The 24,321-nt window shown below is 38.3% G+C and carries 29 protein-coding genes; 18 read left to right on the top strand and 11 right to left on the bottom strand.

Annotated elements, in window-relative coordinates:
- Window positions 1-771, top strand: a complete 771-nt coding sequence (locus N178_RS11665; RefSeq protein ID WP_045292320.1) for an ABC transporter ATP-binding protein — start codon at window positions 1-3, stop codon at window positions 769-771.
- Between the two features lie 44 nt (window positions 772-815).
- Here N178_RS11665 and N178_RS11660 read toward each other — a convergent pair whose 3' ends face one another.
- Window positions 816-1,112, bottom strand: a complete 297-nt coding sequence (locus tag N178_RS11660; RefSeq protein WP_045292318.1) for a hypothetical protein — start codon at window positions 1,110-1,112, stop codon at window positions 816-818.
- 133 nt (window positions 1,113-1,245) lie between these two features.
- On the opposite strand from N178_RS11660, the gene N178_RS11655 reads away from it, so the two are divergent.
- Window positions 1,246-1,761 carry a P-loop NTPase family protein gene (locus N178_RS11655; protein ID WP_045292316.1) on the top strand — a complete coding sequence of 172 codons (516 nt, stop codon included), beginning with the start codon at window positions 1,246-1,248 and terminating at the stop codon, window positions 1,759-1,761.
- A 38-nt stretch (window positions 1,762-1,799) separates the two neighbouring features.
- Here N178_RS11655 and N178_RS11650 read toward each other — a convergent pair whose 3' ends face one another.
- Window positions 1,800-3,119: a DUF2254 domain-containing protein gene (locus tag N178_RS11650; RefSeq protein WP_237758453.1), complete on the bottom strand. Its 1,320-nt coding sequence runs from the start codon at window positions 3,117-3,119 to the stop codon at window positions 1,800-1,802.
- Between the two features lie 173 nt (window positions 3,120-3,292).
- Here N178_RS11650 and N178_RS11645 point away from each other — a divergent pair, with 173 nt between their 5' ends.
- Window positions 3,293-3,739 carry a DUF4385 domain-containing protein gene (locus tag N178_RS11645; RefSeq protein ID WP_045292313.1) on the top strand — a complete coding sequence of 149 codons (447 nt, stop codon included), beginning with the start codon at window positions 3,293-3,295 and terminating at the stop codon, window positions 3,737-3,739.
- On the opposite strand, the gene N178_RS11640 is transcribed toward N178_RS11645, so the two are convergent.
- Window positions 3,740-5,053 (bottom strand): hemolysin family protein, encoded by a 1,314-nt coding sequence (locus tag N178_RS11640; protein ID WP_045292312.1) that lies wholly within the window; start codon window positions 5,051-5,053, stop codon window positions 3,740-3,742.
- A gap of 269 nt (window positions 5,054-5,322) precedes the next feature.
- Between N178_RS11640 and N178_RS11635 the strand changes: the two genes are divergently transcribed.
- The 3 genes from N178_RS11635 to N178_RS11625 all read left to right on the top strand — a co-directional run bounded on the left by N178_RS11635 (window position 5,323) and on the right by N178_RS11625 (window position 8,388).
- The gene (locus N178_RS11635; protein ID WP_045292311.1) at window positions 5,323-7,356 is read left to right on the top strand and encodes a Na+/H+ antiporter; all 2,034 of its coding nucleotides are present in this window, start codon (window positions 5,323-5,325) and stop codon (window positions 7,354-7,356) included.
- Between the two features lie 193 nt (window positions 7,357-7,549).
- Window positions 7,550-7,750 carry a hypothetical protein gene (locus N178_RS11630; protein WP_045292309.1) on the top strand — a complete coding sequence of 67 codons (201 nt, stop codon included), beginning with the start codon at window positions 7,550-7,552 and terminating at the stop codon, window positions 7,748-7,750.
- 92 nt (window positions 7,751-7,842) lie between these two features.
- Window positions 7,843-8,388: a spore coat protein gene (locus N178_RS11625; RefSeq protein ID WP_237758452.1), complete on the top strand. Its 546-nt coding sequence runs from the start codon at window positions 7,843-7,845 to the stop codon at window positions 8,386-8,388.
- A 116-nt stretch (window positions 8,389-8,504) separates the two neighbouring features.
- On the opposite strand, the gene N178_RS11620 is transcribed toward N178_RS11625, so the two are convergent.
- A complete protein-coding gene (locus N178_RS11620) occupies window positions 8,505-9,041 on the bottom strand; it encodes a histidine phosphatase family protein (protein WP_045292307.1) in 537 nt (178 codons plus the stop codon).
- A gap of 263 nt (window positions 9,042-9,304) precedes the next feature.
- Between N178_RS11620 and N178_RS11615 the strand changes: the two genes are divergently transcribed.
- Window positions 9,305-10,186: a M23 family metallopeptidase gene (locus tag N178_RS11615; RefSeq protein WP_045292305.1), complete on the top strand. Its 882-nt coding sequence runs from the start codon at window positions 9,305-9,307 to the stop codon at window positions 10,184-10,186.
- 29 nt (window positions 10,187-10,215) lie between these two features.
- Here the strand turns inward: N178_RS11615 and N178_RS11610 are convergent, their stop codons facing one another.
- A complete protein-coding gene (locus tag N178_RS11610) occupies window positions 10,216-10,674 on the bottom strand; it encodes a hypothetical protein (protein ID WP_045292303.1) in 459 nt (152 codons plus the stop codon).
- A 199-nt stretch (window positions 10,675-10,873) separates the two neighbouring features.
- Between N178_RS11610 and N178_RS11605 the strand changes: the two genes are divergently transcribed.
- The 4 genes from N178_RS11605 (at window position 10,874) to N178_RS11590 (ending at window position 13,809) form a co-directional block, all read left to right on the top strand.
- Complete coding sequence (locus N178_RS11605) at window positions 10,874-11,518, top strand: GntR family transcriptional regulator (protein ID WP_272946327.1); 645 nt, start codon at window positions 10,874-10,876, stop codon at window positions 11,516-11,518.
- 79 nt (window positions 11,519-11,597) lie between these two features.
- Window positions 11,598-12,629, top strand: coding sequence for a zinc-dependent alcohol dehydrogenase (locus N178_RS11600; protein WP_045292299.1), 1,032 nt, complete (start codon window positions 11,598-11,600; stop codon window positions 12,627-12,629).
- The gene (locus N178_RS11595) at window positions 12,626-13,387 is read left to right on the top strand and encodes a glucose 1-dehydrogenase (RefSeq protein ID WP_045292296.1); all 762 of its coding nucleotides are present in this window, start codon (window positions 12,626-12,628) and stop codon (window positions 13,385-13,387) included. The genes N178_RS11600 and N178_RS11595 overlap by 4 nt, the downstream gene beginning before the upstream one ends.
- A 62-nt stretch (window positions 13,388-13,449) precedes the next feature.
- Window positions 13,450-13,809: a hypothetical protein gene (locus N178_RS11590; protein ID WP_045292294.1), complete on the top strand. Its 360-nt coding sequence runs from the start codon at window positions 13,450-13,452 to the stop codon at window positions 13,807-13,809.
- A gap of 43 nt (window positions 13,810-13,852) precedes the next feature.
- Here the strand turns inward: N178_RS11590 and N178_RS11585 are convergent, their stop codons facing one another.
- Window positions 13,853-14,083 carry a hypothetical protein gene (locus N178_RS11585; RefSeq protein WP_013057513.1) on the bottom strand — a complete coding sequence of 77 codons (231 nt, stop codon included), beginning with the start codon at window positions 14,081-14,083 and terminating at the stop codon, window positions 13,853-13,855.
- Between the two features lie 254 nt (window positions 14,084-14,337).
- Between N178_RS11585 and N178_RS11580 the strand changes: the two genes are divergently transcribed.
- Entirely contained in the window at window positions 14,338-14,850 is a 513-nt protein-coding gene (locus N178_RS11580; RefSeq protein ID WP_045292292.1) for a P-loop NTPase family protein, read from the top strand.
- Between the two features lie 78 nt (window positions 14,851-14,928).
- On the opposite strand, the gene N178_RS11575 is transcribed toward N178_RS11580, so the two are convergent.
- Together N178_RS11575 and N178_RS11570 are read right to left on the bottom strand one after the other, a co-directional pair.
- Entirely contained in the window at window positions 14,929-15,600 is a 672-nt protein-coding gene (locus N178_RS11575) for a VOC family protein (RefSeq protein ID WP_045292290.1), read from the bottom strand.
- Between the two features lie 39 nt (window positions 15,601-15,639).
- Entirely contained in the window at window positions 15,640-16,041 is a 402-nt protein-coding gene (locus tag N178_RS11570; RefSeq protein ID WP_045292288.1) for a hypothetical protein, read from the bottom strand.
- A gap of 129 nt (window positions 16,042-16,170) precedes the next feature.
- On the opposite strand from N178_RS11570, the gene N178_RS11565 reads away from it, so the two are divergent.
- On the top strand, window positions 16,171-17,403 hold the full coding sequence (locus N178_RS11565; RefSeq protein WP_045292286.1) for an MFS transporter: 1,233 nt from the start codon (window positions 16,171-16,173) through the stop codon (window positions 17,401-17,403).
- Between the two features lie 201 nt (window positions 17,404-17,604).
- Here N178_RS11565 and N178_RS11560 read toward each other — a convergent pair whose 3' ends face one another.
- A complete protein-coding gene (locus N178_RS11560; RefSeq protein ID WP_045292285.1) occupies window positions 17,605-18,516 on the bottom strand; it encodes a DMT family transporter in 912 nt (303 codons plus the stop codon).
- 167 nt (window positions 18,517-18,683) lie between these two features.
- The gene (locus tag N178_RS27015; protein WP_169746664.1) at window positions 18,684-18,830 is read right to left on the bottom strand and encodes a hypothetical protein; all 147 of its coding nucleotides are present in this window, start codon (window positions 18,828-18,830) and stop codon (window positions 18,684-18,686) included.
- 216 nt (window positions 18,831-19,046) lie between these two features.
- Here N178_RS27015 and N178_RS11555 point away from each other — a divergent pair, with 216 nt between their 5' ends.
- Together N178_RS11555 and N178_RS11550 are read left to right on the top strand one after the other, a co-directional pair.
- Complete coding sequence (locus N178_RS11555) at window positions 19,047-19,937, top strand: LysR family transcriptional regulator (protein WP_045292284.1); 891 nt, start codon at window positions 19,047-19,049, stop codon at window positions 19,935-19,937.
- 85 nt (window positions 19,938-20,022) lie between these two features.
- The gene (locus tag N178_RS11550) at window positions 20,023-21,195 is read left to right on the top strand and encodes an iron-containing alcohol dehydrogenase (RefSeq protein ID WP_045292283.1); all 1,173 of its coding nucleotides are present in this window, start codon (window positions 20,023-20,025) and stop codon (window positions 21,193-21,195) included.
- Between the two features lie 36 nt (window positions 21,196-21,231).
- Here N178_RS11550 and N178_RS11545 read toward each other — a convergent pair whose 3' ends face one another.
- Window positions 21,232-21,564: a hypothetical protein gene (locus N178_RS11545; RefSeq protein ID WP_045292281.1), complete on the bottom strand. Its 333-nt coding sequence runs from the start codon at window positions 21,562-21,564 to the stop codon at window positions 21,232-21,234.
- 198 nt (window positions 21,565-21,762) lie between these two features.
- Here N178_RS11545 and N178_RS11540 point away from each other — a divergent pair, with 198 nt between their 5' ends.
- The 3 genes from N178_RS11540 (at window position 21,763) to N178_RS11535 (ending at window position 24,218) form a co-directional block, all read left to right on the top strand.
- The gene (locus N178_RS11540) at window positions 21,763-22,653 is read left to right on the top strand and encodes an EAL domain-containing protein (protein ID WP_237758451.1); all 891 of its coding nucleotides are present in this window, start codon (window positions 21,763-21,765) and stop codon (window positions 22,651-22,653) included.
- A complete protein-coding gene (locus N178_RS27540; protein WP_237758450.1) occupies window positions 22,604-22,801 on the top strand; it encodes an EAL domain-containing protein in 198 nt (65 codons plus the stop codon). Before N178_RS11540 ends, N178_RS27540 begins: the two co-directional genes overlap by 50 nt.
- 172 nt (window positions 22,802-22,973) lie before the next feature.
- Complete coding sequence (locus tag N178_RS11535; protein WP_045292280.1) at window positions 22,974-24,218, top strand: YeeE/YedE family protein; 1,245 nt, start codon at window positions 22,974-22,976, stop codon at window positions 24,216-24,218.
- The last annotated feature ends 103 nt before the right edge of the window (window positions 24,219-24,321 follow it).

Genomic DNA, 24,321 nt, shown 5'->3' with positions numbered 1-24,321 from the left:
ATGAAAGAAAAAAGTATATTACGCGTCACGCAGCTTGTGAAACAGTATAAAGACGTCACAGCACTGAATAATGTTTCTCTGCATATCGATAAAGGGGAATGTGTAGGGATTGTCGGAGAAAGTGGAAGCGGAAAAAGTACGCTTGTAAAAAGCGTGCTAAGGTTAGCAGAAATTCAGCAGGGAGAAGTATGGTTTGCAGAGAAACCTCTTCACCGGTTAAAAGGGAAAAAACTGCAGCAAGCTCGTCTAGGCATGCAAGTGGTATTTCAAAACCCCGCGGCTTCTTTTAATCCGAAAGTGAAAATCATCGATTCTTTGCTCGAGCCTTTGCGGCAGCAGCGAACCGTTCCTTCATTTTTATCTCATGTGAGCAGAAATGAAAAAGAAATCGCTTTTTATTTGTTAGAAAAAGTCGGGATTAGCGCAGAATATGCGTTGAACTATCCTCATGAACTCAGCGGAGGACAGCTTCAGCGTGTAGCGATTGCGCGTGCCATTAGCGTAGGTCCGTCTCTGGTACTGTTAGACGAACCAACAGCGAGCCTTGATGTTACGGTACAGGCAAAGATTTTAAATTTATTAAGAGATTTGCAGGAGACGTTTCAGCTGTCTTATCTTTTTATTTCACATGATTTAGCAGCAGTAAAATTTATGAGCAGTCGCATGATGGTTATGCAGCAAGGCGAGGTTATCGATCAATTTGACCGTGCACAGCTATTTGATAAAAACAGGCATCCCTATACAAAAAAGCTTGTGCGTTTATTTGAATAGAAAATAAACGCACAAGCTTTCTTATAAATGAGAATGAGACAAAGTCACGGACGCGGCGGTGGAGTATGCATATGGATAAAGTGATAGCCTGCTTGGCAAAGCATGATAAAACTAATGGTGAGTACAACGAGAGGAATTAGCTTGTTTCTTCCTCGTTCTTCATATAGTCCGGCTGCGCTTAACAGGAAGCCAATAGTAGCTAAAGGAGGAGAGGCGCGAAAGAATAGATCTGCAGCGGTAAACCCTTGGTTTGTATATTTATAATAAAAAAATAGACCCGTAATCAATAACAATAGTCCAATCCAAAACAGCGTAAGTTTTCCAAAAAGGGTTTTAGGCACTGTGTTTTCACTCCTTCTGTCAGTCAAGTACCATAAAATACTAGCATAAAACGTTCTGGTTTGCATTAGAGAAAAAGAACTTGAATGATACAATATATGTAAAAAAATAGGCTTGAAGTAGGGGGCATGAAGTATGCAAAACGCTCCATGTAAAAAAATACATAGCGTTGGATCTGTTGAAAGTGGAAAAACAGTTCTTGCCCGGTTATTGTCCCATAAATTAAAAGTTCCTCACTACGAACTTGATAATATTATGTGGGAACGAACACATGAAGGAGATAAAAGAAGAAGTGAAGAAGATAGAAAGAAGTGTTTATATCACATTGCATCTTCAAAGGAATGGATCATAGAAGGTGTATACTATACATGGGTAAATGAAAGTTTTAATGGAGCGGACCTTATTATTTTTCTTGATACCCATTATCTGAAAAGAATATGGTTTATTATCAAAAGGTATGTTCTGCAAAAAGCTAAAATAGAAAAAGCAAATTACGCACCGACGTTTTCTATTTTCATTAAAATGTTTCAGTGGAATGCGAATTTTGAAAAGCAAAGTAAACCTGAAATTTTGCATATCCTTCGTACTTCATATAACGATAAACTCATAATAGTGAAAAAGAGAGAAGAGATAGAGCACTTTATATGCTAAGAAAACGCCGCTCAGTTGATGAGCGGCGTTTGTTGTTTTTATTCTATCAGCATAGACGCGCATTTCTTTTCACAAGCTTTTGCAAGGTTTTTGAGAAGCAGATTAAGAAACTCTTTGTCCATTTTAAGCCACTCTTCTTTTTGCAGCCCTTCTACAATATAGGAAGAAAAAACCCACACGTCGTTTTTGATGGCAGAGCGATTTGTTTCAGCGATTACGGTTAATGCCTTAATGACAGCAGACATCACGGAAACATCTTCTTTTCCATAATGACGAATTTGATAGAACGCTTTGTACAAATAATCCATAAAAGAAGGTTTTTCTAGCAGCACTCGAATGCGTCCTTCTTCATCGCAATAATAAGGAGAAGAAGAATAGCTTTGTCCGAGTTTGATAAACACTTGCGTGAGCTGTTCAATGCAGTTAATAGCTGTTTCAGGATCATTAATAGCTGGTGAAATAGCTCTTAATGCAATTTCACTTATTTTCTGAATACCTAATTTTACGTCTTGAATCGATTCTTGATCATTTGTAATAAACAAGCAATGAAGAAATTTTTCACGTTCTAACGTTTGGTTATGATTGATCACCGTTAACAGCGGCATGTCTGCTTCTACATACTCACCGGGTGCTTTTTCGAGTTTAACAATGACATTTAGTTTAGATGCTAGTGCTGTTAAGTGATTGAGTTCGATATATTGAATATATCCTTGTCTGTTACTTTTAATTTGCAGTGTGTTTTCACTATCAAAATCAAGCTGTTTGTCATTCTTTGAATGGGGGTGGCTTTGTTGTTCTAGCCGTCTCTCTTCAATGGTAAGCATCGTTTTTTTGGCAATGTTTGAAATTAAATTCCCGACTTTAATCCAGTTGATGACGTGGTGAATCAAAAACACAAACATCCCTAAGCAAATGAATGCTACCATGATGGCTAAGGAAGGAACAATAAAGGTATTGCTGACTTGGTTGCTGCGAACTTGAATGAGCAGTACAAGCACGTATACGTATCCACCGATAAAAGTTCCAAGCACGCGCTGAGTTTTTGCATCTGTATTAAAATTCTGAATCGTTCTAGGAGAAAACTGACCTACAAACGTAGTCAGTACCACTAAAACAGAAGAAAAGGTAATCGTCGTCATCGTTAATAAGGAATTTGATACTGAACTCAAAATAGTATGAGCAAGCTCTTTATCCGTTAGAAACACAGAAGGAACTAACTTTAACCACTGTTTGTGAGCTGTTAAATATCGATCTGAAAATGTACTAATAGTGGCTAAAACAAAAGCAACAATTCCGTATATAGAAGGAGTAATCCAAAAATTGGCTTTTATTCGATTTTGCTGTAGCTTTATTGACATAACGAAATCTCCCGTATCATGATTTAATAAGTTCGGACTTCTTTTAGCATGGAGAAAAAAGTTAGTCATACTTATCCACCTATTATTACCCGCATCTGCATGTGAAAAACTTCTTTAAGAAAAGTTTTATCATTCATTTGTAAAGGGTAGAGATCAAAAAGGAGGGGAGAGCCGTGGCATTTGATTACTCACTTGACTTTGAACATATCGATTTTAGAAAATATCCTGAAAAGTATAGAGTAGGAAAAGGAGAACAAGGAGTTCTCCTTGTTGAGCCATATAAAAGTGAAATTCTTCCTCATTGGCGTTTTCGAACACCTGACATTGCTGAGGAATCCGCGGAGGCCATCTATCAGCTTTTTTTAACCTACAAAGAAAAAAGCGATTTTGTTGGAATGGATATGGCCCGGAAATTTCTCCAAATGGGATACACGCGATCCAGGCGCTACGCGAACTACAAAGGCGGAAAGAAATACAGCAAAGACGGAGAGCGTAACGAACGGCAAATTGATGAACAAAAAGCAGAATCGGCGGCTATTTTTATGGAAAAATGGAAGGAGGTACGAGAGAATAAAGAGTACTTGCAATTGAAAAAAGAGCATCAAAAAAAGTACGGATAATCAGCTGGAATCCGTACTTTTTTCCTTTGTTATTTCGATTCGTTTAATATGGTGATGTTCAATATCAATGACTTTAAATGAAAAACTTTCGTTTGTGATGCTATCACCTTTAGCGAGATCAAACTTTTCGGTCAGCATCCAGCCGCCAATGGTATCAACATCTTCTTGTTCAATATTTGTTCCGAGTAAATCATTTACTTCTTCAATCAACACCTTCGCATCTAGTACGTAGTGATTTTCATCAATTTTGTGTACGTCGGGTATTTCATCATCATCAAATTCATCACGAATTTCACCAACAATTTCTTCTAAAATGTCTTCTACTGTTACAAGCCCTGTTGTTCCTCCGTACTCATCTATTAAGATGGCCATGTGAATTCTGTCCCTTTGAATCTTAAGCAATAAGTCGTAAATGGCGATGGAATCAATGACTTGAATGATGGGTTTCATATACGTTTGTACGGTGCGTGATTTAATATCATCTTCTTTTATGTAATCCGCTAATATTTCTTTAATATTAACTAATCCCACCACTTGATCTTTGTTTCCATCTACAACTACCGGATAGCGAGTATATTGCTCTACTCTAGCCATTTTTAAGAATTCTTCTATCGTTTCATCTGCTGATACGCTCACAACTTCTGTACGAGGCACCATGATTTCTTTAGCCGTACGATTATCAAATTCAAAAATATTATTCATGAACTTAAATTCCGATTGATTAATTTCACCGCTCTCATAGCTTTCAGATAAAATAATTCTAAGTTCTTCTTCACTATGAGCTACTTCATTTTCAGAAGCTGGCTTCAGGCCGAATAATCCGACAACGCCTCTTGCTGAGTGGTTTAAAAGCCAAATAAATGGATAAAGTAACTTAGAAAAAAGAATAAGAGGACGGGAAAATAACAGCGTCACTTGTTCGGCTTTTTGAATCGCCACTGTTTTGGGCGCAAGTTCTCCAGCTACCACATTTAAAAATGTGACAATCGAAAAAGCAAGAACAAAAGATATGACATGCGAAAGTGATGTAGCAAAAGGAAGCATGTCAATAAGAGGCTCTAATAAATGACCTACCGTAGGTTCACCTATCCAGCCTAGACCGAGTGCAGTAACCGTAATTCCCAGCTGTGTGGCTGAAAGATAACCATCTAAATTTGATACTACTTTTTTTGCTGCTAAAGCGTTCCGGTTTCCTTCTTCAATTAACTGGTCGATTCTAGTCGACCGTACCCTAATGACGGCAAATTCCGTTGCAACAAAAAAGGCTGTTAATATGATTAATACGATGAATAAAATGACATTTACTGTTTCCAAATTTATCTCCTTACCCCGTTGAAACGGATAAGGGAACACCTCCCTTTTAAAAGTTTGATGAGCTGATTTATATGGTAAATAAAGAATATCATGTATACTGTTCCCTTAATATCAGCAGAAATAAACTTACTGAAAAGAAAGAACACTTTTTAATAACCCACAACATTTTTTGGCAGAAAAAGCGTAAACTAAACACTATAAAATGAATGAAAAGAGATAGCGTGATACCTTTAAAACGATGTAAATAGAAGTAGGAGTCGATTGTTTTTATGGAATTTTTTCTGACGATATTAGTCTTATTGGCTTTGATTGGTCTATCTAATATCATTAATCATTTTGTACCATTTATTCCTGTTCCCTTAGTTCAAATAGCTTTGGGAGCAGGGCTTGCTATCTTGCCATTTGGTGGAGATGTACATTTGGAGCCTGAGTTATTTTTTATTTTATTTATTGCCCCGCTATTATTTAATGATGGGAAAAACGTGTCAAGAGCTGCTCTTTGGAAGCTTCGTACACCTATTTTATTGCTAGCGCTGGGACTGGTTTTTGTAACGGTGGCAGTAGGAGGGTATCTAATCAATTGGCTCATCCCTTCCATTCCATTACCGGCGGCATTTGCACTAGCCGCTATTTTGTCCCCAACAGATGTAGTGGCTGTTGGAGCTATGGCGAGCCGAGTAAAGCTGCCTAAGCGAATTATGCATTTGCTTGAAGGCGAAGGGCTGATGAATGATGCTTCTGGTCTTGTAGCGTTTCAAGTAGCAGTAGCTGCTACCGTAACGGGCGTCTTTTCGATAGTAGATGCTACATTTCAGTTCCTTTGGGTAGCACTGGGCGGTTTGTTTGTAGGAGCATTTATCGCTTTTCTGATTATTAGACTGCGTGTACTTGTTCGACGTTTAGGAATGGAAGATATTACGATTCATATGTTAATACAAATTTTAACTCCATTTGTTGTCTTCTACATTGCTGAACACTTTCATTTATCAGGAATCTTGGCAGTTGTAGCAGGCGGCATTGTGCATGCGATTGAGCGCGATCGAGAGGAATCACCTAACCAGCAGCTTAAAGTAGTATCAAAAAGTACTTGGACGGTTATTTTATATTTGTTAAATGGCTTGGTGTTTGTACTGCTTGGTCTGCAAATACCAAAAGTAGCGAAAGCAATTATTCAAGATCCAAACTTTAATAATGGACAAGTGCTTCTTTATATTTTGATTATTACTGTCTTTTTGCTTGTACTACGATTTATTTGGGTGATGGTGTCATGGTCAGTAGGCTGGTATTACAAAAATAACAAGCACCTCAAACCTGAGCCCCGGTCTATTGGAATTATTACGGTTTCAGGTGTACGAGGAGCTGTTACGTTAGCCGGAGCGTTTTCGATTCCTTATACGCTTGATAACGGCAGTGATTTTCCAGAACGCTCTTTGATTATTTTTCTAGCAGCAGGTGTTATATTGTTAACCTTAGTTGCGGCAAGTATTCTTTTACCCGTCATTGCGAAAACAGAAAAGGCGCAGAAGAAGCCTGAGCGCAATACAAAAGAGGTCAAAGCCCGCATTAAAGTGCACAAAGCTGCTATTCAGCGGTTAAAAAGAGAAATGACCGAGGAAAATCGTGGAGCAGCTCTTTCATTAATTTCAACGTATAATACAACAATCAATAACATCATTGTTAAAACTCATCCTTTAGAAGCCTCTGAAAACAAACAGTATGAAGAAGAAATTCGATTGCTGGCTCTTCAGGCCAAGGGAAAATTGGTGGAAAAGCTATTAAAAGAGGAAAAAATAGACCGTGAGACAGCGTATATTTGTTTGGAACATACGCACAAGCTTGAAATGGCTGTAACCAATCGTGTAAGGTACAAATTATTGGTAAGCTGGATGAGGTTTAAAAAAGTTTTATTATTACTAGTCCGAATTTTTTCACCGAATAAGCAGGCGTTAAGAAAACAAAGCCTGCGCAGAAGAAGCAAAGTGAACAAAGTACGTATTCAAATGATTGAAGAAGCGATAAAGGTCATTAAAGAAAATATGAACGAAGAAAATCGAATGATTTCACTTGCTATTATTAGTGAATACCATAGATCTATGGCGAGACTTAGAAAAGAGAGTACCGAGTATAATTCACGCAAACGTAAAAAAACAACGAGAGATTTATGTTATAAAGCGTTTCATACCGAGCGGGAAACGGTGCAAGAGCTTTATGAAAAAGGAGAAATCACACGTGAAATCGCTCATAATATTCGAAAAGATATCGCTTTGCGTGAAGCATTAACAATTGAAGAAAATGGTTATTAAAAAGTCGCTGAGACTGATCTCTGCGACTTTTTAATGTGCTTATAAATATGATCTTTTATCTTAATTAAAGCTTGTACAAAAAATGTGTGCTTGTCCGCTGTCATCAGTCTATACGAATTGTTTTAAATTACATATATTGTTAACAGGTGAGCAACTTCACCTCACAATCTTTCTAACAGGAGTGGATATTTATATGAGCAATTTACGCAAAGTAATCGCTTCAGCTTTTAACAGTGATCAGACAAGCCGTGTTGCTGATGCTTTAATCTCTGATGTACTAAAAAAGTATGGTGTTTCAGAAGATTCTCTAAGAAATTTATCCCCTGAGCAAAAACAAAAAATTAAGCAAATTGTTGCTGAGCTTCAGTCGAAAGTCAATAATACACTCAAGTAAAAACGTTAGTGATCAGAAGGGTATAAAGTGGTTTTTATTAAGAAAATCATGTGGATTTGCAAAAAACAAAAACTTTTAGAAGGGTGATTGATATGAGTAAATACTACAGTTATTACAATCCTGAAGATGATGCGTATTATATGAAAAAAGACGATGCAGGAGCAGAAGGTTATTTTAAAGGTAAAAAGAAAAGAAAAGAAACAAAATGCGGAGGATCTGGATGGAGTGCATTGGAAGGCTCTAGCCATCCGGCGTTCAACGCTGTTAGAGAAAATCAAGTAGCGAAACAAAAAGAAGAAACTGTTCAATATTCTGAAGAAACTATTTTTGTCTGTGATTCTGCAGATGTTGAAGTAAATACAACAAGTATCAAAGCAGCTTTATCTGTCCAAGCGGCACTGCAAGCAGCAATTGTTCTTGTTTTAACAATTGCGATTGGAAGCAGCGCAGAAGCAGAGTCAATTGCACAAGAGTTATTCCAAAAATCTTCTATCAAACAAATTAATAGACAGCGCACAGTCATTAAAAATTCACGAAATGTAAAGGTAACTGTATCAGACACTGAAATTGCAATCAACATTCAAGTATTAATTGAGCTATTACTTGCTCTGTTAGTAGAGTTAGAAATCCAGCTATAAGCATAAGCCTTTTATCTTTTGTGTAGAGAAGCGTAGACAAGCCTATGGGCTGTCTACGCTTTTTTCTTTTTTTAAAATTGGCTGTTAAATGAAACGGTTCGAAATGATGAAAAATTTTATTTCTTCTCAAATAAATAAAGCTTTCCGTTAACAGCAATATCAAACCGAGGTCCTTTAAAGCCGCGTTTTATAAGTTCTTTACGCATAAACTTCATAATGCCTCCGTGGCTGACAATCAGCAAATCATCTTCTGACTCGGAAATAGCGCGATCTAGCACTGCTGCTACTTTTCTCTTAGTCTCAGTCATATCTTTACGAACTTGCTTGTTGATGAGTCCGGACATGCGAAACAGTAATGCCCAGAGGATAAAAGGAAGTTTGAATTTTAATGGAATAATAGGCATAGGTATTTCTCTAAGTTCCGGAAGAAGAGTGATCTCCTGTTTATAAATATGCTTTGCCGTTTTGTGTGCTCGCGGCATATCGCTTGAAAAACAGCGTTTCCATTCGATATTATTCAAATCAGTCTCTCCATACGTAATATCTGATTCATCATATTCCTGAAACCAAGCCACTAGTTCATCCGTAGATAAGCGGTGGTTTTCTGGAAGCCCTTTGTTTACTTTGTAATGACGTACTAATGCTACTTTCATTGTGAAATCTCCTTAAAATTTAAGCGCCAAAAACACTTACTCGGCGCAGCTTGATTTTCTTATTTAACGTTATTTTCATCATGCTGCACCTCCTTTCAAATATTTGTAAAATAAGTATAAAATGGATTGAGAAAATTGTAAATACGGTATAGAGGAAGATTTTGAGATAGAATAATTGGAAAATGAAACCTTTTTATAAAATAAAACGTATTACTTATAGATAATTCAAACAAATTGAAATACATATAAAAGGGTGGATTAAAATGATGGATACAGAGAGAAAAGTGAATATCAGAGAAGAGTTTGGAACTTTATTTTCAGAAGGGGATTTTCAGAAGCTTTATGATTGTGTAAGCGAAGAATTTAAACGTCAAGTTTCGCTTCAGCAATTTTTGGAGCAGAGCAAATTGGTTAATCAAGGAGAACAGTTCTACAGACTAGAAACAAATCTTTATTTAACCCCTCAAATTGAGCAGTTTATTTGGATAAATTCTACGCAGACAAAAGCCATCAGCGTTATGTTTGATGAACATACCATTATACAAGCACTTGTGATTGCTCCTATAGAATCATTTCCAAAGAGAGAGCGATGGAGTACAAACAAATATACGATGCCGATTCAAAGTGAATGGTTTGTCTATTGGGGAGGAAAGCATGAGGTGCTGAACTATCACCATCCAGTCGAAAACCAAAGGTATGCGTATGATTTAGTCGTGCGAAAAGGAAAGCAAAGCTATAAAAATGATGGAATGAAAAACGAAGATTACTATGCATATGGAAAAAAGGTTGTAGCTCCGCTTGAAGGAGTCGTTATCGCAGCAGCTGATGGGCAAGAAGATAATGAAATTGGACACACGAATAGAAAAAATCCTTTAGGGAATCACGTTATCATTGAGCATGAAGGAAAAGAATACAGTGTGCTTGCACATTTGAAGAAAGGGTCGGTTTCTGTAAAAAAAGGAGACGTGGTTCGTAAAGGAACGCTGCTCGGAAGGTGTGGAAATTCTGGGAATTCATCCGAACCTCACATTCATTTTCACGTTATGGATGCCGCTGACATCGAAACGTCAAAAAGTTTGCGAATTCAGTTTCATGCGGCTATTGAACCGATTCGCGGAGATACAGTTATTCCATTTTTCTATTGATTAAAAGCCATAGCGTTTGCTGTGGCTTTTTATGCAGGGCTTTCCTCAAATATAAAGTCAAGCAGCCGTTGAAACAAGTAAAGGATAATAGCTACCGTAGTCATGACAAGGAAAAGCCCAAAATGACTGATATCATACAAATTATAAAGCCCGATTTTAGCGAGAAAAGGAACAATAACATAACCATGAATCAAATCCAAAATAATGTTAACAAGTATGTACAAGATAAACCCGGGATACGTAAGGTAAAAGACAAAGATCGTAATCACAATATGAAGGCAATAAATCGTTGCTCCCATGCTAGTAAGAAAAAATACGTTTTCTTGAACCGTCCACCAGTGCATTTTTTCCGCTACTTGATAGGCGATTGTCATCATTAATGCAGCAAATAATCCTACAGTAAAAAATCGTTTAACACGCTGTTTATCGAGCAGCAGCAGTAAAAACCATGGAATAACAAGAATCCCCCATAATATCATTTGATTCATTCATCTTCCCACCTTTTATTTATCAGTATTTCTTAGTGTAAGAAAGAATTGTAAAAATATACATTTTAAAAAGAAAACGTTTACAATTAGGTTTCTTATCTATATACTAAATCTTGAATACTTGTATACAAGTTGGCTAAGGAAGTGATGACACATTAAAAAGGTAACCTACCCGGAAAGATGGCTTCGCGGAGCGTCGCTGGGAGAACAAGTTGTAAGCCAATTAAGAATTCAAATTATGAGCGGCGAGCTGAAGAAAGGAACCATCCTATCGGAAAATCAGCTCTCGGCAGAGTTTGGAATGAGTCGATCTCCTATAAGAGAAGCACTGCGGGTCCTTTCAAACGAAGGGCTCATTGAATTGCAGCGAATGGGAGCAGTTGTTATTGGTTTAACAACTAGGGATTTAAACGAACTGTACGATGTTCGTCTGCTTTTAGAACATTTTGTTTTAGAACGTTTATCTGAAGTTGACCATGATTCGCTTATTAAAAAGCTTGAGCAAAGCATTGATCAAATGAACATGGCAGCTAAATACGATGACTATGTAGAATTTGCTTATCAAGATTTGCGGTTTCATGAGCTCGTGATTATTGAAGCAGACCACAAGCGGATATTAAAATTGTGGGAAAGCATCCGTGAAATTATTTTAGCTGCTCTTTTAATTACTACTGAAAAAAGATTTCGAGATGATAAAGCAGCTGTGCTCCCACTGATAAAGCAGCATCATGAAATGATTAAAGCATTAAAGTCTCAAAATACAGAACGTATTCAAGATGAAGTGAAGCGTCACTTTGAAGACACGCGAAATACGATAACAGCTTCACTTTTGAATGAAGCATAAAAAAGGGATAAAGGATTCAAAATGTTTTTGGACCTTTTTATTTTTATCTTGTCGACAAGTATACAAAGGGGATGGAGAAATGAAAGCAGGTGTCTATGTTTCAGAAACAAAAGCCGTTATGCAGGAAAAAGCGAAACCGGTTATAAAAGAAGGAGAAGCGCTGGTAAAAGTATCTCATGCTGGAATTTGCGGAACGGATATGATGATTTATTTTGGAAAACACCCTAGAGCACAAGCACCACTCACTATGGGACATGAATTCAGCGGAGTTATAGAAGAGATTCAAGGGGAAACGAAATTTTCTTTAGGTGACCGCGTAGCAGTTGAACCTACGCTTAGCTGCAGAATTTGCGAAGCCTGTGTAAGAGGACAGTTTCATGTTTGTAAGAAGTTAAAATTAATTGGCATTGATCAAGATGGAGGGTTCGCGCAGCACGTGGCTGTTCCAATTCATCGCCTTCACCTCTTACCAGAGAAACTGTCTAGCGCGCATGCTGCTCTTGCAGAACCTGTAGCGGTTGCCGTACATACAGTGCGACGCTCGCGGTTGAAAGTAGGAGACCAAGCTGTCATTTTAGGGGCAGGACCTATTGGACTGCTGATCGGAATGATTGCGAAACGAGCAGGAGCAAAAAAAGTAATGATTTCAGATATTAGTTCTTATCGCTTAACTAAGGCGAAAGAACTTGGCTTTATACCAATTGATGCAGCGAAAAGAGACGTCGTAAAAGAAGTGCGTTTGCTTACGAATAGCGTCGGTGCAGACGTTGTATTTGAAGTAGCCGGAAATCAAATTACAGCAAAACAAATGGTTGAAACAAGCCGTATTCAAGGAGAGATTGTGGTGGTGAGCGTATACAAAAGCGCTCCAGAAGTAGATTTAGCAGCGATGCACTTTAAGGAAATTTCATTAACTACAACGAGATGTTATACAAAGGAAGATTTTCAGACGGCTATTGATTTACTGGCAAACGGTGAAATAGCAGCAGATTCTTTAATTTCTCATAAACTGCAGCTTGAAGATATTCAAGCGGGGTTTGAGCTTATGCAGCGGCCTGATGAATCACTTAAGGTTTTATTTGCACCAAACGGAGAGGAGAATGAACAATGACAGTAGATTTGTTTTCTTTAGATGGTAAAGTAGCAGCAATTACAGGAGCAACAAGAGGAATTGGAAGATCAATGGCGATTGCTTTGGCAGAAGCAGGTTCGGACATTGCTCTGCTGCAGCGATCAAAGGAATTTCTTGGAGTAAAAGAAGAAATTGAACGTCTCGGAAGAAAATGTTTTATTATTAATTGTGATCTAGAAAATGCTTCTGAAGTAAGCGAAGCGATCTCATCGGTTGTTGCTTATTTTGGCAAGCTCGATATTTTAGTGAACAACGCGGGCATTCAAAGACGTTCGCCCGCTGTAGACTTTGCAGAAGAAGATTGGGACGCTGTTATGAACGTTAATTTAAAAACCGTATGGTTGTTATGTCAGCAGGCGGGCCGCCAAATGCTTAAACAAGGAAGCGGAAAAATCATTAATATGGCATCTTTGCTTTCTTACCAAGGAGGCATTACCGTTCCAGCTTATGCCGCAGCAAAAGGCGGCGTTGCTCAGCTTACAAAGGCTTTGTCTAATGAATGGGCAGCAAAAGGCGTAAACGTTAATGGAATTGTACCAGGGTACATTGCCACTGATATGAATGAAGCACTTATTAACGATGAAACGCGCAGCAGACAAATCATTGAACGTATTCCTGCAGGCAGATGGGGACAGGCAGATGATTTTAAAGGAGCGGTTGTCTTTTTAGCATCTGATGCGTCTGCTTATATTCATGGACACTTGCTTGCCGTAGACGGAGGATGGTTAGGAAGATAACGCATGAACCAATAAATCTTTTCATATCATGAACAAACTCGATTAAAAGGAGCGTTCATGATATGAAAGTGTGGATATTGAATGTTGGGATTGCGGTCACAGTGCTGACAACTGCTTGGGCGGTGTATACAAAGCCTGAAGAGGAAGAGATTTCGCTATTTTCTTACGATCAGCCTTCTATAGTTGTTCAAAAAGAAAGCACAGGCTTTGAAAAAGCGTTAAAAGCTTTTTTGACGCAGCATGGTTTTCAAGAAGTTAGAGTGCTGAATGACTATGCGGAAGCTCAAGTTCTGGTTCTTCTGCCCGCCGAACAACTTTCTTCCTATAAGAAGAAGGAGATTCAGAAAGTCGTAAATCAACTTGCCAAGCAGTATCACGTTAATCCTAATGTAGTTAATGTTCAGTTATATGAAAAAAAGTAAAAGCCTTTTAGAAAGGGGAATCCCCCTCTATAAAAGGCTTTTTTTACTCTTTTTTCTTCTCTTGTTCAGCGAGCTCTTCTTGTCTTTTAAAATGTGATTTTCCTAACGCATACACAAAACTAAAAAACAAAGGGAGTAAAATAGTCAACAGCACAAGGCGAGTAAGCATATCGCCCAAGTCATTTCTCGTTAAGTAAATATTAATAGCTGCAATGACAATATAAATAAAAATCCCGAGGTTTCGTAAAAATCTCTTTAGCATAGATGCATTCATTTTTTTCACCTTACTTTTATATACTCACATTTAAGGTAAAGGAAACGATTAATAAAAGCAACCTATTTACTATAAAGCAAGAAGGAATACAGAAATTTATGATGAATGTTTATATGTTATCTGAAAACTACGGAAATAAAGATGCTAACATGAAGCTGCTTTATACAGCAGTCCGTTTTGATTACACCGAGTCAGCTACAAACAGTTGCCTTCTCTTCAATTAGCTTTAGTTTTTAAAAAGGTAAGGTGATGAGATGAAAAGAGTGCTGGTAATGGGCGTTTCTCCAGGAGTAGGAAAGTCCACATTTGCCAAAAAATTAGGGGAAAAGCTTGATTTAGAAGTACATCATTTAGACAGCCTGTATTGGCAGCCGGGCTGGAAGGAAAGAGACAATGATAGTTTTAGAGAATTGCAGGAGCACATTGTAAAAAAAGACAGCTGGATTATCGACGGGAACTACAGCAATTCGTATGACCTGCGAGTGAAGCGTGCAGATACCATCATTTATTTAGAGCTGCCGCTAATCGTTTGTGTGTACCGAGTAATAAAGCGGAGGATTGTATATGCAAGAAAAACGCGTGAAGATATGGCAAAAGGATGCCCTGAAAAAGTAGATTGGTCATTTTTTACGTTTATTCTTACTACGTACCGAGAACGGCAAAAAAAGATGAGAAACCGGTTTAAAAAACTTAAAAAAGATGAGGAATGCAAGGTTTTTATGCTGATGAACAGAAAGGACATCGAGAGCTATATACAAAACCTATAGGTGGAGTACGAGCTGAATTTTGAACAAAAACAGCCACGTAACAAGTTCGCTTGTTACGTGGCTTTATTGAAAAAACAATCATTCTTGCGTAATATTCAACATTCCTTCTTCGTCGAGCGCAAGCGTTAGAGAATGATTAACCTTCACCGTTAATGGATGAACTTCAGAGTCTCGGTCCGAAAAAAACCACCGTCTTTTAGGCGCCCCTACAAGAAAAAATGCACTGCCGCTTCCTAAAAAGTTAAAGGTTTCGTTTAACGGTCTGCTGTTGCGCACGGTGATACGGGAGTTAATAAGCTGTGTCCCTACAGAGCGGACATGAGGCGTTGTCAAGTTGATTTCTCCTATGCTTAAAAGCGACTTAGAAGAAAAGGGGTCGTTGGATGGCGGGCAGTCTGAATGTCTTGAAATGTATTCAACAATATTATGAGCAGGATCTTCAAAATAAAACGAATGAGCATCAAATGCTTCAAAATAAATCTCATCTTTCTTCTCTTCTGTATTGAGGAAGACTCTTTGAGTAGCCCATTGTTTCGCTTCCATAAAGCGGTTTGCTGGAACATTAAAAGCAAAATGGTAAAAGGGCTTTGTATGTAGAGCACTTTCTTTAAAAGTGAGCTCACTTTCACCAACTTTAATGGAAAAAGAACGCGGTGAAGCGGTGGTTAATGGGAAATCGAGAAAATCTACATAAAAATCCTTCATTTCGTCCAGTAGGTGAGTGTACAGGACAGCCTGATTAATAATCATAAACCATTCCTCCTCGTTTAAACGTTGTCTAAAACGGTATTACACAAATCTTTCGCTCTCTTTTTGATTACTGCTTTTCCAGTAAAGCTGAAAAGAGCCTTTATGCTCAGAGCCTACAAAATTAATACGATATCTCCTCGTTTTTTCAGGTGTTAAATAAAGAGAGTTATTAGTCATTTCAAAAAAACGTGTCTGTTTTGGATCTTCTACGTACAGGGACAGGTCTCCGCTTTTGGTGTTTTTAGATAGCGTAAAAGCGTAGGTTACGCCTTTTTTGAGTTTAATACTCCTGGAGTAGCGGCCCGTAAAGCTGTCGTATTCGCCAAAGAAAACCTCACTTCGTTCCTTTTTTATTTTGCCTCCTACAATTTGATTTTCCTGACCGTTAAAGTTAATAAGTAAAAAAGCGATAAGAACAATAAGAAAACTATATTTAAACATAAAAACCTCCATCTACTAAATTATAGATAGTTTTGGATTTCGTCAAATAGTGTTATAGTTTAAAAAGGGAAAAATTAACAAAAAAGTATTATCCCTTTACATGTTACGTCTAACAGAAAGGAGAAAAAATTGACTCAGCGTTTTTATTTTTTAGCAGCAAGTCAAGTAACCACAAATGTAGGTTTTGTTCTTTATACAATGGCCCTCACTTCCTATATAAATCACAACACTGGTTCAACAGCTCTTGCATCAATGATTACAATGACGAGCTTACTTGCTCGCTTCCTTAGTGGCCTTAGCGTACCTTTACTAGCCGATACATATAAATCTATTCATATTATGCGGGCTGTACAGGTTATACAAATAGGAATGCTCGCTGGATTGTATATGCTATTCACACAAGAATTTACAGTCACAGTACTAGCGATGTGTTTTGTCATTGTTGGGATCATTTCTTTTTTTAACGGCTTTTTTTTCATTTTCAAAACGTCGGTTGTCCGCAGCTTAGTAAGTGATAGCCAAAGAATGCAGGCGAACAGTTTGCTTTCAACAATTGACCAAACCTTTCTATTTGCAGGGTGGTCCCTTGGTGGTTTCGTTTTGTCTTTAACGGGGGTCACTTATTCTCTATTTATAACGGCAGGTCTTTTATTGTTCTCGTTTGTTTGCTTATTGTTTATAAAAGAAGCCCATACGCACAAGCAACCAGAAAAGCGAAGCGTGGTAAAGCTGATGGAAGGATGGCGTTTTTTATGGATACATAAACGCATCAGAGCACTCGTTATAATGGACATAATTGAATCACTCGTTGGAACCATTTGGATTGGAGCTATTACTCTTTCTTTTGTGAAAGAAGTGCTTGGAAAAGGAGAAGCATGGTGGGGATATATAAACGGTGCATATTATGTCGGAAGCATAGTCGGAGGAATTATCGTGTATCGAATGTCTTCTATAGTAAAAGGAAGGCTTTTGCTTCTTATGTTCGCAGGCTCAATTGGTTATGCTGTTTTAACCGGTTTTTATGGTCTAGTAACGAACCCGTATCTAGCTTTAATACTTTTGATAATGATGGGTCCTGCCTATCAGCTTCGAGATGTAGCTCAGGAAACCATTTATCAAAATATCTGCAGCAATGGGATGCTTCCTAAAGTAATAGCGGCAAAATCAACTCTTGTACAGGGTGCGTTTATTCTTTCTATCGCGTTTGTAGGTACAGTAGCCGACTTCTTTGGGGTGAGGTTTGTATATCTATTTGCAAGCTTCCTATTGCTGGTAACGTCTCTCATAGGTATTGCAGTATTAGTTCATAACAAGCAGTCTGTCGAAACAAAATCACCTGTTGAACGGAGAGAGAATATATGAAGATCATCAGGCTAACGTACCTTGGGGAGCATGATATAAAAGAGTTGTTAAATGAAGCTAACAATCGTTTTATTCAATTAGATCAGTAAAATTTCATAAGAATAACGCTCAGGAAAAGCCTGAGCGTTATTCGCTGTCATCTATAGTGTGGATTTACTATTAAAATAGCTTTTAGCAATTTCTCCGCATCCGCTACTAATTTTAGTTTGCTTTTTTAAGTTTGAGAGCTGTTTTAGGAGCAGGGCTTTTTTTAACAATATACAAACCGCTAAAAATAATAAGTCCTCCAAGCAGCTGCATGGAATTGATGGTTTCTCCAATGGCTACAGCAGCAAAAACAACGGCGAACAAAGGAATGACATACATGTAAACCATTACTTTTGTAGATCCAATTTTTCCAATTCCTACATACCACATTACCAGCCCGTACACCGTCACGAACAGAACAGAGTATGCCAGAGAGCTCCAGCTGCCTATATCTGTTGGCCAGATAAGCGTTTGATAGGTGAAAAGACAGTAGACAGTAAGCGGAATAGCTCCGATTAAAGCAGACCAGGCAGTCACGCGTAAAGCAGAATATTTTACGACTAAAGGTTTTGCTAAAATTGGATACCAGCCCCACGCAATGGCCGCTACAATCCCCATGATGTTTCCAAACCATGCAAGCTGCGACAGCGCATGACTAGAGTGACCAAACAGCAGTACAAACGCAGCCCCGAAAAAAGCAAGCACAGAGCCTAGCTGCGTTTTTAATGAAAAAGCTTCATGCTTATATAATATAGCTAAGATTCCTGTGAAAATAGGAGACATCGAAATAAGTAAAGAAGCATTAGTAGCTGTCGTATACTTAACGGATACCATAAACAGCGTTTGATAGAGCGTAACCCCTACTATACTGACCGCTATTAAACGTCCCCAGTCTTTTTTTTCGATACGAATGCCTCGCTCTATGATTCCTGTAATAAGTAAAAGAATAGGAGCAACCATTATAAAACGCAGCGCGCTAAATTGGATGGAAGACATATGAGCAACTCCAAATTTTCCGATTGTATAATTGGCTCCCCAAATTAACGCAACGGATAATAATATCCATTCCAGCCAGCCTTTTTTCATGTCATCACCTCAGGTAAATATATAAATTAAATAAGTGCGGATATCCTTAGTTACAAAGTATACAGGAAGAAATTGTGTAAAAGGCCAGCCAATTCAGCTATTTTTATCTCATCCACTTGTTTATAATACAAACAAAAACGCAGCTGCATTGGCTGCGTTCACCGCGGTTATCCGCATTCTTCTACCTCATCTAACCGTACAAGTTCCACTTTAAAAGAATGATTAACCGGTCGAATTTCACAGTATCCTGAATCATATACGTGAATCAGTACAAAGCGTTTTCCTTTATAGAGCACTTCTTTATAATCTATCACAACATACACCCTTTCTTTTTATAGTTTTTTTAAATTCTATGAACAAAAAACGGTGTAATTGCCTGAAATAAAAAGAATCTTTAGGGACTATAAAATTGCTTGGCAAAACGAGTTCGCTTATACTGTACTTTGATTCTATTTACGTATAGGTTCTGATTAAGAACAGCTTTAGCATATGGATAACGAAACAAAACAGCAGCACATAAGGAGCAGCATATGGATATTAACTATTTATATACATTCAAAGAAGTAGCGAAGTGGGGGAGCTATACACGAACGGGTGAGGAATTAGGGTATGCTCAGTCAAGCGTTACCACTCATATAAAAAAATTAGAGGGTCATTACGGTCAAAAACTATTTGAACGAACAGGACAAAAAATGAAGCTGACTCAGCCTGGTGAAGAATTGCTTTATTATGTGAATCAAGTAACTGAGTTATTAAATGAAGCAAAAGAGCGTCTTACTACGAACGAAGATGCAAGAGGCACGGTTTCGATAGGGACCGTGGAGTCGTTGGCCGCTTATTTTATTACACCGTATATTAGGGAATTAAAAAAGCAGCACCCTTCTCTAAAGATTATGCTAGAAGCGGGTTTATGTCCAAATTTAACACAAGGAATTATTGACGGAAAGTATGACGTAGCCGTTTTGCTTGATCGCCTTCAAACCTCTTCAAATTTAGAAGTGATTCCTATTCGAAAAGAAAACATGGTTATGATTGCTTCGCCTTCTCATTCTTTTAGTGAAAAAAACAACGTTGTAATGGAAGAGTTTGAAGGGGAAACCATCATTTTAACGGAGAGAGGCTGCCCTTATCGTACGCTTTTAGAAGAGATGATGCGCAGCAGAGGTATTCATATGCAATCGGTGATTTCATTTAGCAGTCTTGAAGCGATTAAACAGTGCGTAGCGGATAATTTAGGTATTGCTCTTGTACCAGAAATAGCGGTAAAACAAGAGATTGAAAGCGGAAAATTGATTAAAATCCCGGTTGATCATGAAGAATTTTATCTTTATTCACAGCTCATATTTAAAAAGAAAAAATGGCTGACAGCACCTATTCAACAATTTATTTCACTTATACAAGAAGGTTATCAAAAATATTGATAATAGATATAGAGAATCTTCAATAATGATGAAGCTGCTTTCGTGCTACACTTTTTATAAGAAATGAAAACTAGAGGTGTAGAACATGAATATATTTTTGCAGCACAATCCTACAAAATTATACTTTGGAAAAAATCAAATTACGAAACTATCGCAAGAGCTTGCTTCTTATCAAAAACAAGTAAACGTTCTGTTAGTATACGGTGGAGGAAGTATCAAACGAAATGGGGTATACGACGAAGTGAAAGCTGAACTTCAGTCTATTAACGCAGTTGTTCACGAGCTGTCTGGTGTAGAACCGAACCCTCGTTTGACTACGGTTGCTAAAGGCGTTGACATATGTAAAAAAGAAAACATTGATTTTCTCTTAGCCGTTGGGGGAGGAAGCGTGATCGATTGTACAAAAGCTATCGCAGCTGGAGCCGTGTATGAAGGGAATACATGGGACTTAATTACACGTAAAAAAGAGATTACAGGTGCTCTTCCTTTTGGAACGGTCTTAACACTTGCGGCAACAGGATCTGAAATGAATTCAACTTCTGTCATTACAAATTGGGAAACAAAAGAAAAGCTAGGATGGACGTCTTCTCACGTATTTCCCGTCTTTTCTATCTTAGATCCGGCGTACACGTTTTCAGTGCCGCGCGACCAAACCGTCTATGGAATTGTCGACAGTATGTCGCATGCGCTTGAACACTATTTTCATCGCACAGGAAATACGCCGATGATCGATGGCTTTATTGAATCATTGCTAAGAACGGCTGTACAAGAAGGTCCTAAGCTTCTTGAAGACCTTAGTTCTTATCAGTATCGTGAAACAATGATGTATATCAGCACGACGGCGTTTAACGGAAGCTTAGCAAACGGAGCGGATGGAGGAGACTGGGCTACTCATCGTATTGAACATGCTCTGTCGGCCGTGTATGATATTCCCCACGGAGGCGGCCTTGCTATCTTGTTCCCTAATTGGCTAGAGCATGTGTTAAAAGAAGATCCTTCTCGTGTAAAACAACTGGCTGTAAACGTATTTGGCATCAATCCAGAAGGAAAAAGCGATGAAGAAACAGCAATGGAAGGTGCAAAAGCGCTCCGTACTTTCTGGAATGACTTAGGAGCCCCGAACTGTTTGCGTGACTATGATATTGATGATTCTGAATTTGATGCTATTGTTGAAAAGACGTTTGTAAAACCAGGTGTTGGTATTTATAAAGAGCTTGATTATGCAAGCGTTCGAGATATTCTAGAAAGATCCAAATAAAAAGACGAGCTGCCTGCTCGTCTTTTTTATATGTACTTAATAATCCATTAGAAAATAAAGAAAGAGAAAAAAGCACAGCAAGATGCAGCCTGCTCCTACCGTTATTTCGGAAAAGCCTTGAATAAACGTATTTTTGGGAATGCCTCCTTCATTTTGCAGCTGAAATACGCGTTTTCTTTTGCGCTCATGAACGATTACCAACGAACCAAAAGCAACCGATAATAATGTAAAGAGCGGCACCACGATTAAAAACAGCTTGATAGAATACGCCCAGTACGATATATACAGCATATAATACATTACTCCGGTACTTAAGGCGAAGAGTGTTAAAGACAATAGAAACCACTTAGTAAAACGGTTTTTGCTCATGAATCATTCACTTCCTTATAGCAAGTTCTTCGTATAATCTAGACAATAAAAGCCGTCTATCATTTTACCAAAACTTTTTGATGCATTCTATTTTAAAGGGAAAATAGGGTTTGCAAATTTCTTAAAAGTGGTATAGTTCCTAGAACTATACATGTATACATACAAAAACCTGATGATAAATGAGGGAGAAGATGAGCTATGGGCTGCGACGCGTGTCTGCCAATTAGGACAGGATATACGGTTTCTTTTCAGAAATCAAACGATGTAAAGGAATTGGAAAAATACTTTAAAGATATTTCTCAAAATCAATGGAAGAGTCTTGGAGAAGATATGTTCTGGATGAGAGAAGATACCTTTTGGAGTTTTATGGATTATGTTCATCAGCATTTAGACCCTCGGCATGTGCGGGCTGTAGAAGCCAAGCAGCGGACCCCGTTTGAAAACCTGCCGCGCATGGAGCCAATCATCGCTTTCCAAAAAATGAAAGATGCCTTGTGGATTGATGAGCTGATTGAAGACAAGCGAATTTGCTCGTATTATCAGCCGATTGTATCGGTTGATCATGAACGCGTGCATATCGTTGGCCACGAAATTTTATCAAGAGGATTAGAAGAAGACGGAAGTATTATACCTCCTTTTAAAATGTTTGAAGCTGCTCAAATAAGAAATAAAACCTTCGCTCTTGACCGAGCCTGCCGCTTAGAAGCTGTAAAAAATGCTAGTATTATTGATCATCAGCTGATTTTTATCAACTTTATTCCTACAGCAATATATAACCCTGAGCATTGCTTAGCATCTACATTTACATTAATTAAAGAATTGAATATAAAGCCCGAGCAAATTGTATTTGAAGTGATTGAAACGGAGGATGTTCAAGATATTGAGCATTTGAAAAACATTTTGAATTATTATCGCTCCCACGGATTTAAATATGCTTTAGATGACGTAGGAGTTGGCTATAATACGCTGAATCGGCTTTTAGAAGTGGAGCCTGACGTCGTGAAATTAGCATTTGAATTCACAAACGGAGTCAGTAAGAATGAGAAACAGAAAAAAAGTGGCTCAAGAGATGTTAGCTATCACCCATAGAATGGGGGCGCAGGCTCTTGCAGAAGGGGTAGAAACAGAAGAAGATTTAAAATGCCTGATAGAGATGGGGTATGATTTGTTTCAAGGGTATTATTTTGCAAAGCCTAATCCTAAACCGTTAAAAGAGATTCATTCTATTTACGTTTAGCAGCGAAAAGCAGAAGAACAGAAACTTCTGCTTTTTGTATGAATGAAAGTAAGAATACTCAAAAAATAAACAATTCACTTTCATTTTGCTAAATAGTTTACAGAGAAAGGGAAGTGCTATAAGATGATAAATATTAATTCTTAGTATTTCTATCAGAAAAGGAGTGGATGATGTGGCACAAACGTTGCACTCATCATATAAATCAAAGCCAACTACTGTTGTAACAGAATTAAGCCCTATGCAAAAGCCGTTATTTGCAGGAGGGGTTATAGCAGCGGTTATTTTACTTCTAGCGATTGTGCTAACGACTGATTGGACGCAAGGTGTGTTATTTACTATCGGTCTAGCACTGGGAATGACGCTTCTGTACGCACGTTTTGGCTTTACATCAGCATTTCGCCGACTCGTATCTGTCGGCAACGTTCAAGGCTTGCAAGCGCATATGCTTATGCTAGCGATTGCGTCAACGCTGTTTGCTATTATTTTAAGTACAGGCTTTAGCTTTACAGGGGTAACGCCAAAAGGATATGTTTCACCTGTAGGAGTCAGCGTGATAGTTGGTTCGTTTATGTTTGGAATTGGCATGCAGCTAGGAAATGGATGTGCCTCAGGAACGCTGTATTCGTTAGGCGGTGGCTCTTCTTCCATGATTTTAACGCTTTTAGCTTTTATTGTAGGCTCTATGTTCGGGGCGTATCATTTGCCATTTTGGCAAAAACAACCTTCGCTTCCTCCTATTTCATTAGCTGAATCGACAGGCCTTGGTTATTTTGGTGCTTGGATTGTACAGCTTATCGCGTTTGCAGCGATTTACTGGATTACGATTCAAATTGCCAAAAAGAAAAATCCGCCTATGATGAAGCAGCTTCCTACGACAAAAGGGTGGAAAAAGATCATTCGCGGCTCTTGGCCTCTATTCACCGCAGCGGCTGTGCTGGCTGTATTAAATGCATTTACGCTTGCTGTAAGAGGAAATCCTTGGGGTATTACTTCTGCCTTTGCTTTATGGGGCGGAAAAGCAATGATGGCAGCTGGGATAGATGTATCAAGCTGGGGATTTTTCCAAGGAGCAAATGGAGAAGCGCTAACGCAAAGTGTGCTAGCAGACTCTACTAGCGTGTTGAATTTTGGGATCATCCTAGGCGCTTTCATTTCAGCGACGGCGCAAGGAACGTTCAAACCAGGAAAGATTAAACCCGGCGTTGCAGGAGCAGCTGTTGTTGGGGGCCTTTTAATGGGATATGGTGCTCGACTTGCCTTTGGCTGTAACATCGGCGCTTACTTTGGCGGCATTGCTTCATTTAGTCTTCACGGATGGGTATGGATGGTTATGGCGATGCTTGGCACAGGCTTAGCACTATTTATCCGCCCGTTATTTGGACTCAAAAACCCTAAATCTAATGATTCGATTTGTTAAGTTTAGATAAAACCTTCTTTGCATGAGCAAAGGAGGTTTTTATTTTAGTTGATGTTTGGAATCGCTCTGCTATTTTGTGAATCACTTGAAGTTTAGTACAGTT

Origin of the sequence: Priestia aryabhattai B8W22, from assembly GCF_000956595.1 — a bacterium.
GTDB lineage: Bacteria > Bacillota > Bacilli > Bacillales > Bacillaceae_H > Priestia > Priestia aryabhattai.
Note: the sequence above shows the minus strand (reverse complement) of the source record. Positions and strands in the feature narration are given on the sequence as shown.

Bases quoted from the DNA above. Each gene is read 5' to 3' on its own strand.
- N178_RS11665 (WP_045292320.1), top strand. From the start codon at position 1: ATGAAAGAAAAAAGTATATTACGCGTCACGCAGCTTGTGAAACAGTAT.
- N178_RS11655 (WP_045292316.1), top strand. From the start codon at position 1,246: ATGCAAAACGCTCCATGTAAAAAAATACATAGCGTTGGATCTGTTGAA.
- N178_RS11650 (WP_237758453.1), bottom strand. From the start codon at position 3,119: ATGTCAATAAAGCTACAGCAAAATCGAATAAAAGCCAATTTTTGGATT.
- N178_RS11635 (WP_045292311.1), top strand. From the start codon at position 5,323: ATGGAATTTTTTCTGACGATATTAGTCTTATTGGCTTTGATTGGTCTA.
- N178_RS11630 (WP_045292309.1), top strand. From the start codon at position 7,550: ATGAGCAATTTACGCAAAGTAATCGCTTCAGCTTTTAACAGTGATCAG.
- N178_RS11625 (WP_237758452.1), top strand. From the start codon at position 7,843: ATGAGTAAATACTACAGTTATTACAATCCTGAAGATGATGCGTATTAT.
- N178_RS11620 (WP_045292307.1), bottom strand. From the start codon at position 9,041: ATGAAAGTAGCATTAGTACGTCATTACAAAGTAAACAAAGGGCTTCCA.
- N178_RS11615 (WP_045292305.1), top strand. From the start codon at position 9,305: ATGATGGATACAGAGAGAAAAGTGAATATCAGAGAAGAGTTTGGAACT.
- N178_RS11610 (WP_045292303.1), bottom strand. From the start codon at position 10,674: ATGAATCAAATGATATTATGGGGGATTCTTGTTATTCCATGGTTTTTA.
- N178_RS11600 (WP_045292299.1), top strand. From the start codon at position 11,598: ATGAAAGCAGGTGTCTATGTTTCAGAAACAAAAGCCGTTATGCAGGAA.
- N178_RS11595 (WP_045292296.1), top strand. From the start codon at position 12,626: ATGACAGTAGATTTGTTTTCTTTAGATGGTAAAGTAGCAGCAATTACA.
- N178_RS11590 (WP_045292294.1), top strand. From the start codon at position 13,450: ATGAAAGTGTGGATATTGAATGTTGGGATTGCGGTCACAGTGCTGACA.
- N178_RS11585 (WP_013057513.1), bottom strand. From the start codon at position 14,083: ATGAATGCATCTATGCTAAAGAGATTTTTACGAAACCTCGGGATTTTT.
- N178_RS11580 (WP_045292292.1), top strand. From the start codon at position 14,338: ATGAAAAGAGTGCTGGTAATGGGCGTTTCTCCAGGAGTAGGAAAGTCC.
- N178_RS11575 (WP_045292290.1), bottom strand. From the start codon at position 15,600: ATGATTATTAATCAGGCTGTCCTGTACACTCACCTACTGGACGAAATG.
- N178_RS11570 (WP_045292288.1), bottom strand. From the start codon at position 16,041: ATGTTTAAATATAGTTTTCTTATTGTTCTTATCGCTTTTTTACTTATT.
- N178_RS11560 (WP_045292285.1), bottom strand. From the start codon at position 18,516: ATGAAAAAAGGCTGGCTGGAATGGATATTATTATCCGTTGCGTTAATT.
- N178_RS11555 (WP_045292284.1), top strand. From the start codon at position 19,047: ATGGATATTAACTATTTATATACATTCAAAGAAGTAGCGAAGTGGGGG.
- N178_RS11550 (WP_045292283.1), top strand. From the start codon at position 20,023: ATGAATATATTTTTGCAGCACAATCCTACAAAATTATACTTTGGAAAA.
- N178_RS11545 (WP_045292281.1), bottom strand. From the start codon at position 21,564: ATGAGCAAAAACCGTTTTACTAAGTGGTTTCTATTGTCTTTAACACTC.
- N178_RS11540 (WP_237758451.1), top strand. From the start codon at position 21,763: ATGGGCTGCGACGCGTGTCTGCCAATTAGGACAGGATATACGGTTTCT.
- N178_RS27540 (WP_237758450.1), top strand. From the start codon at position 22,604: ATGAGAAACAGAAAAAAAGTGGCTCAAGAGATGTTAGCTATCACCCAT.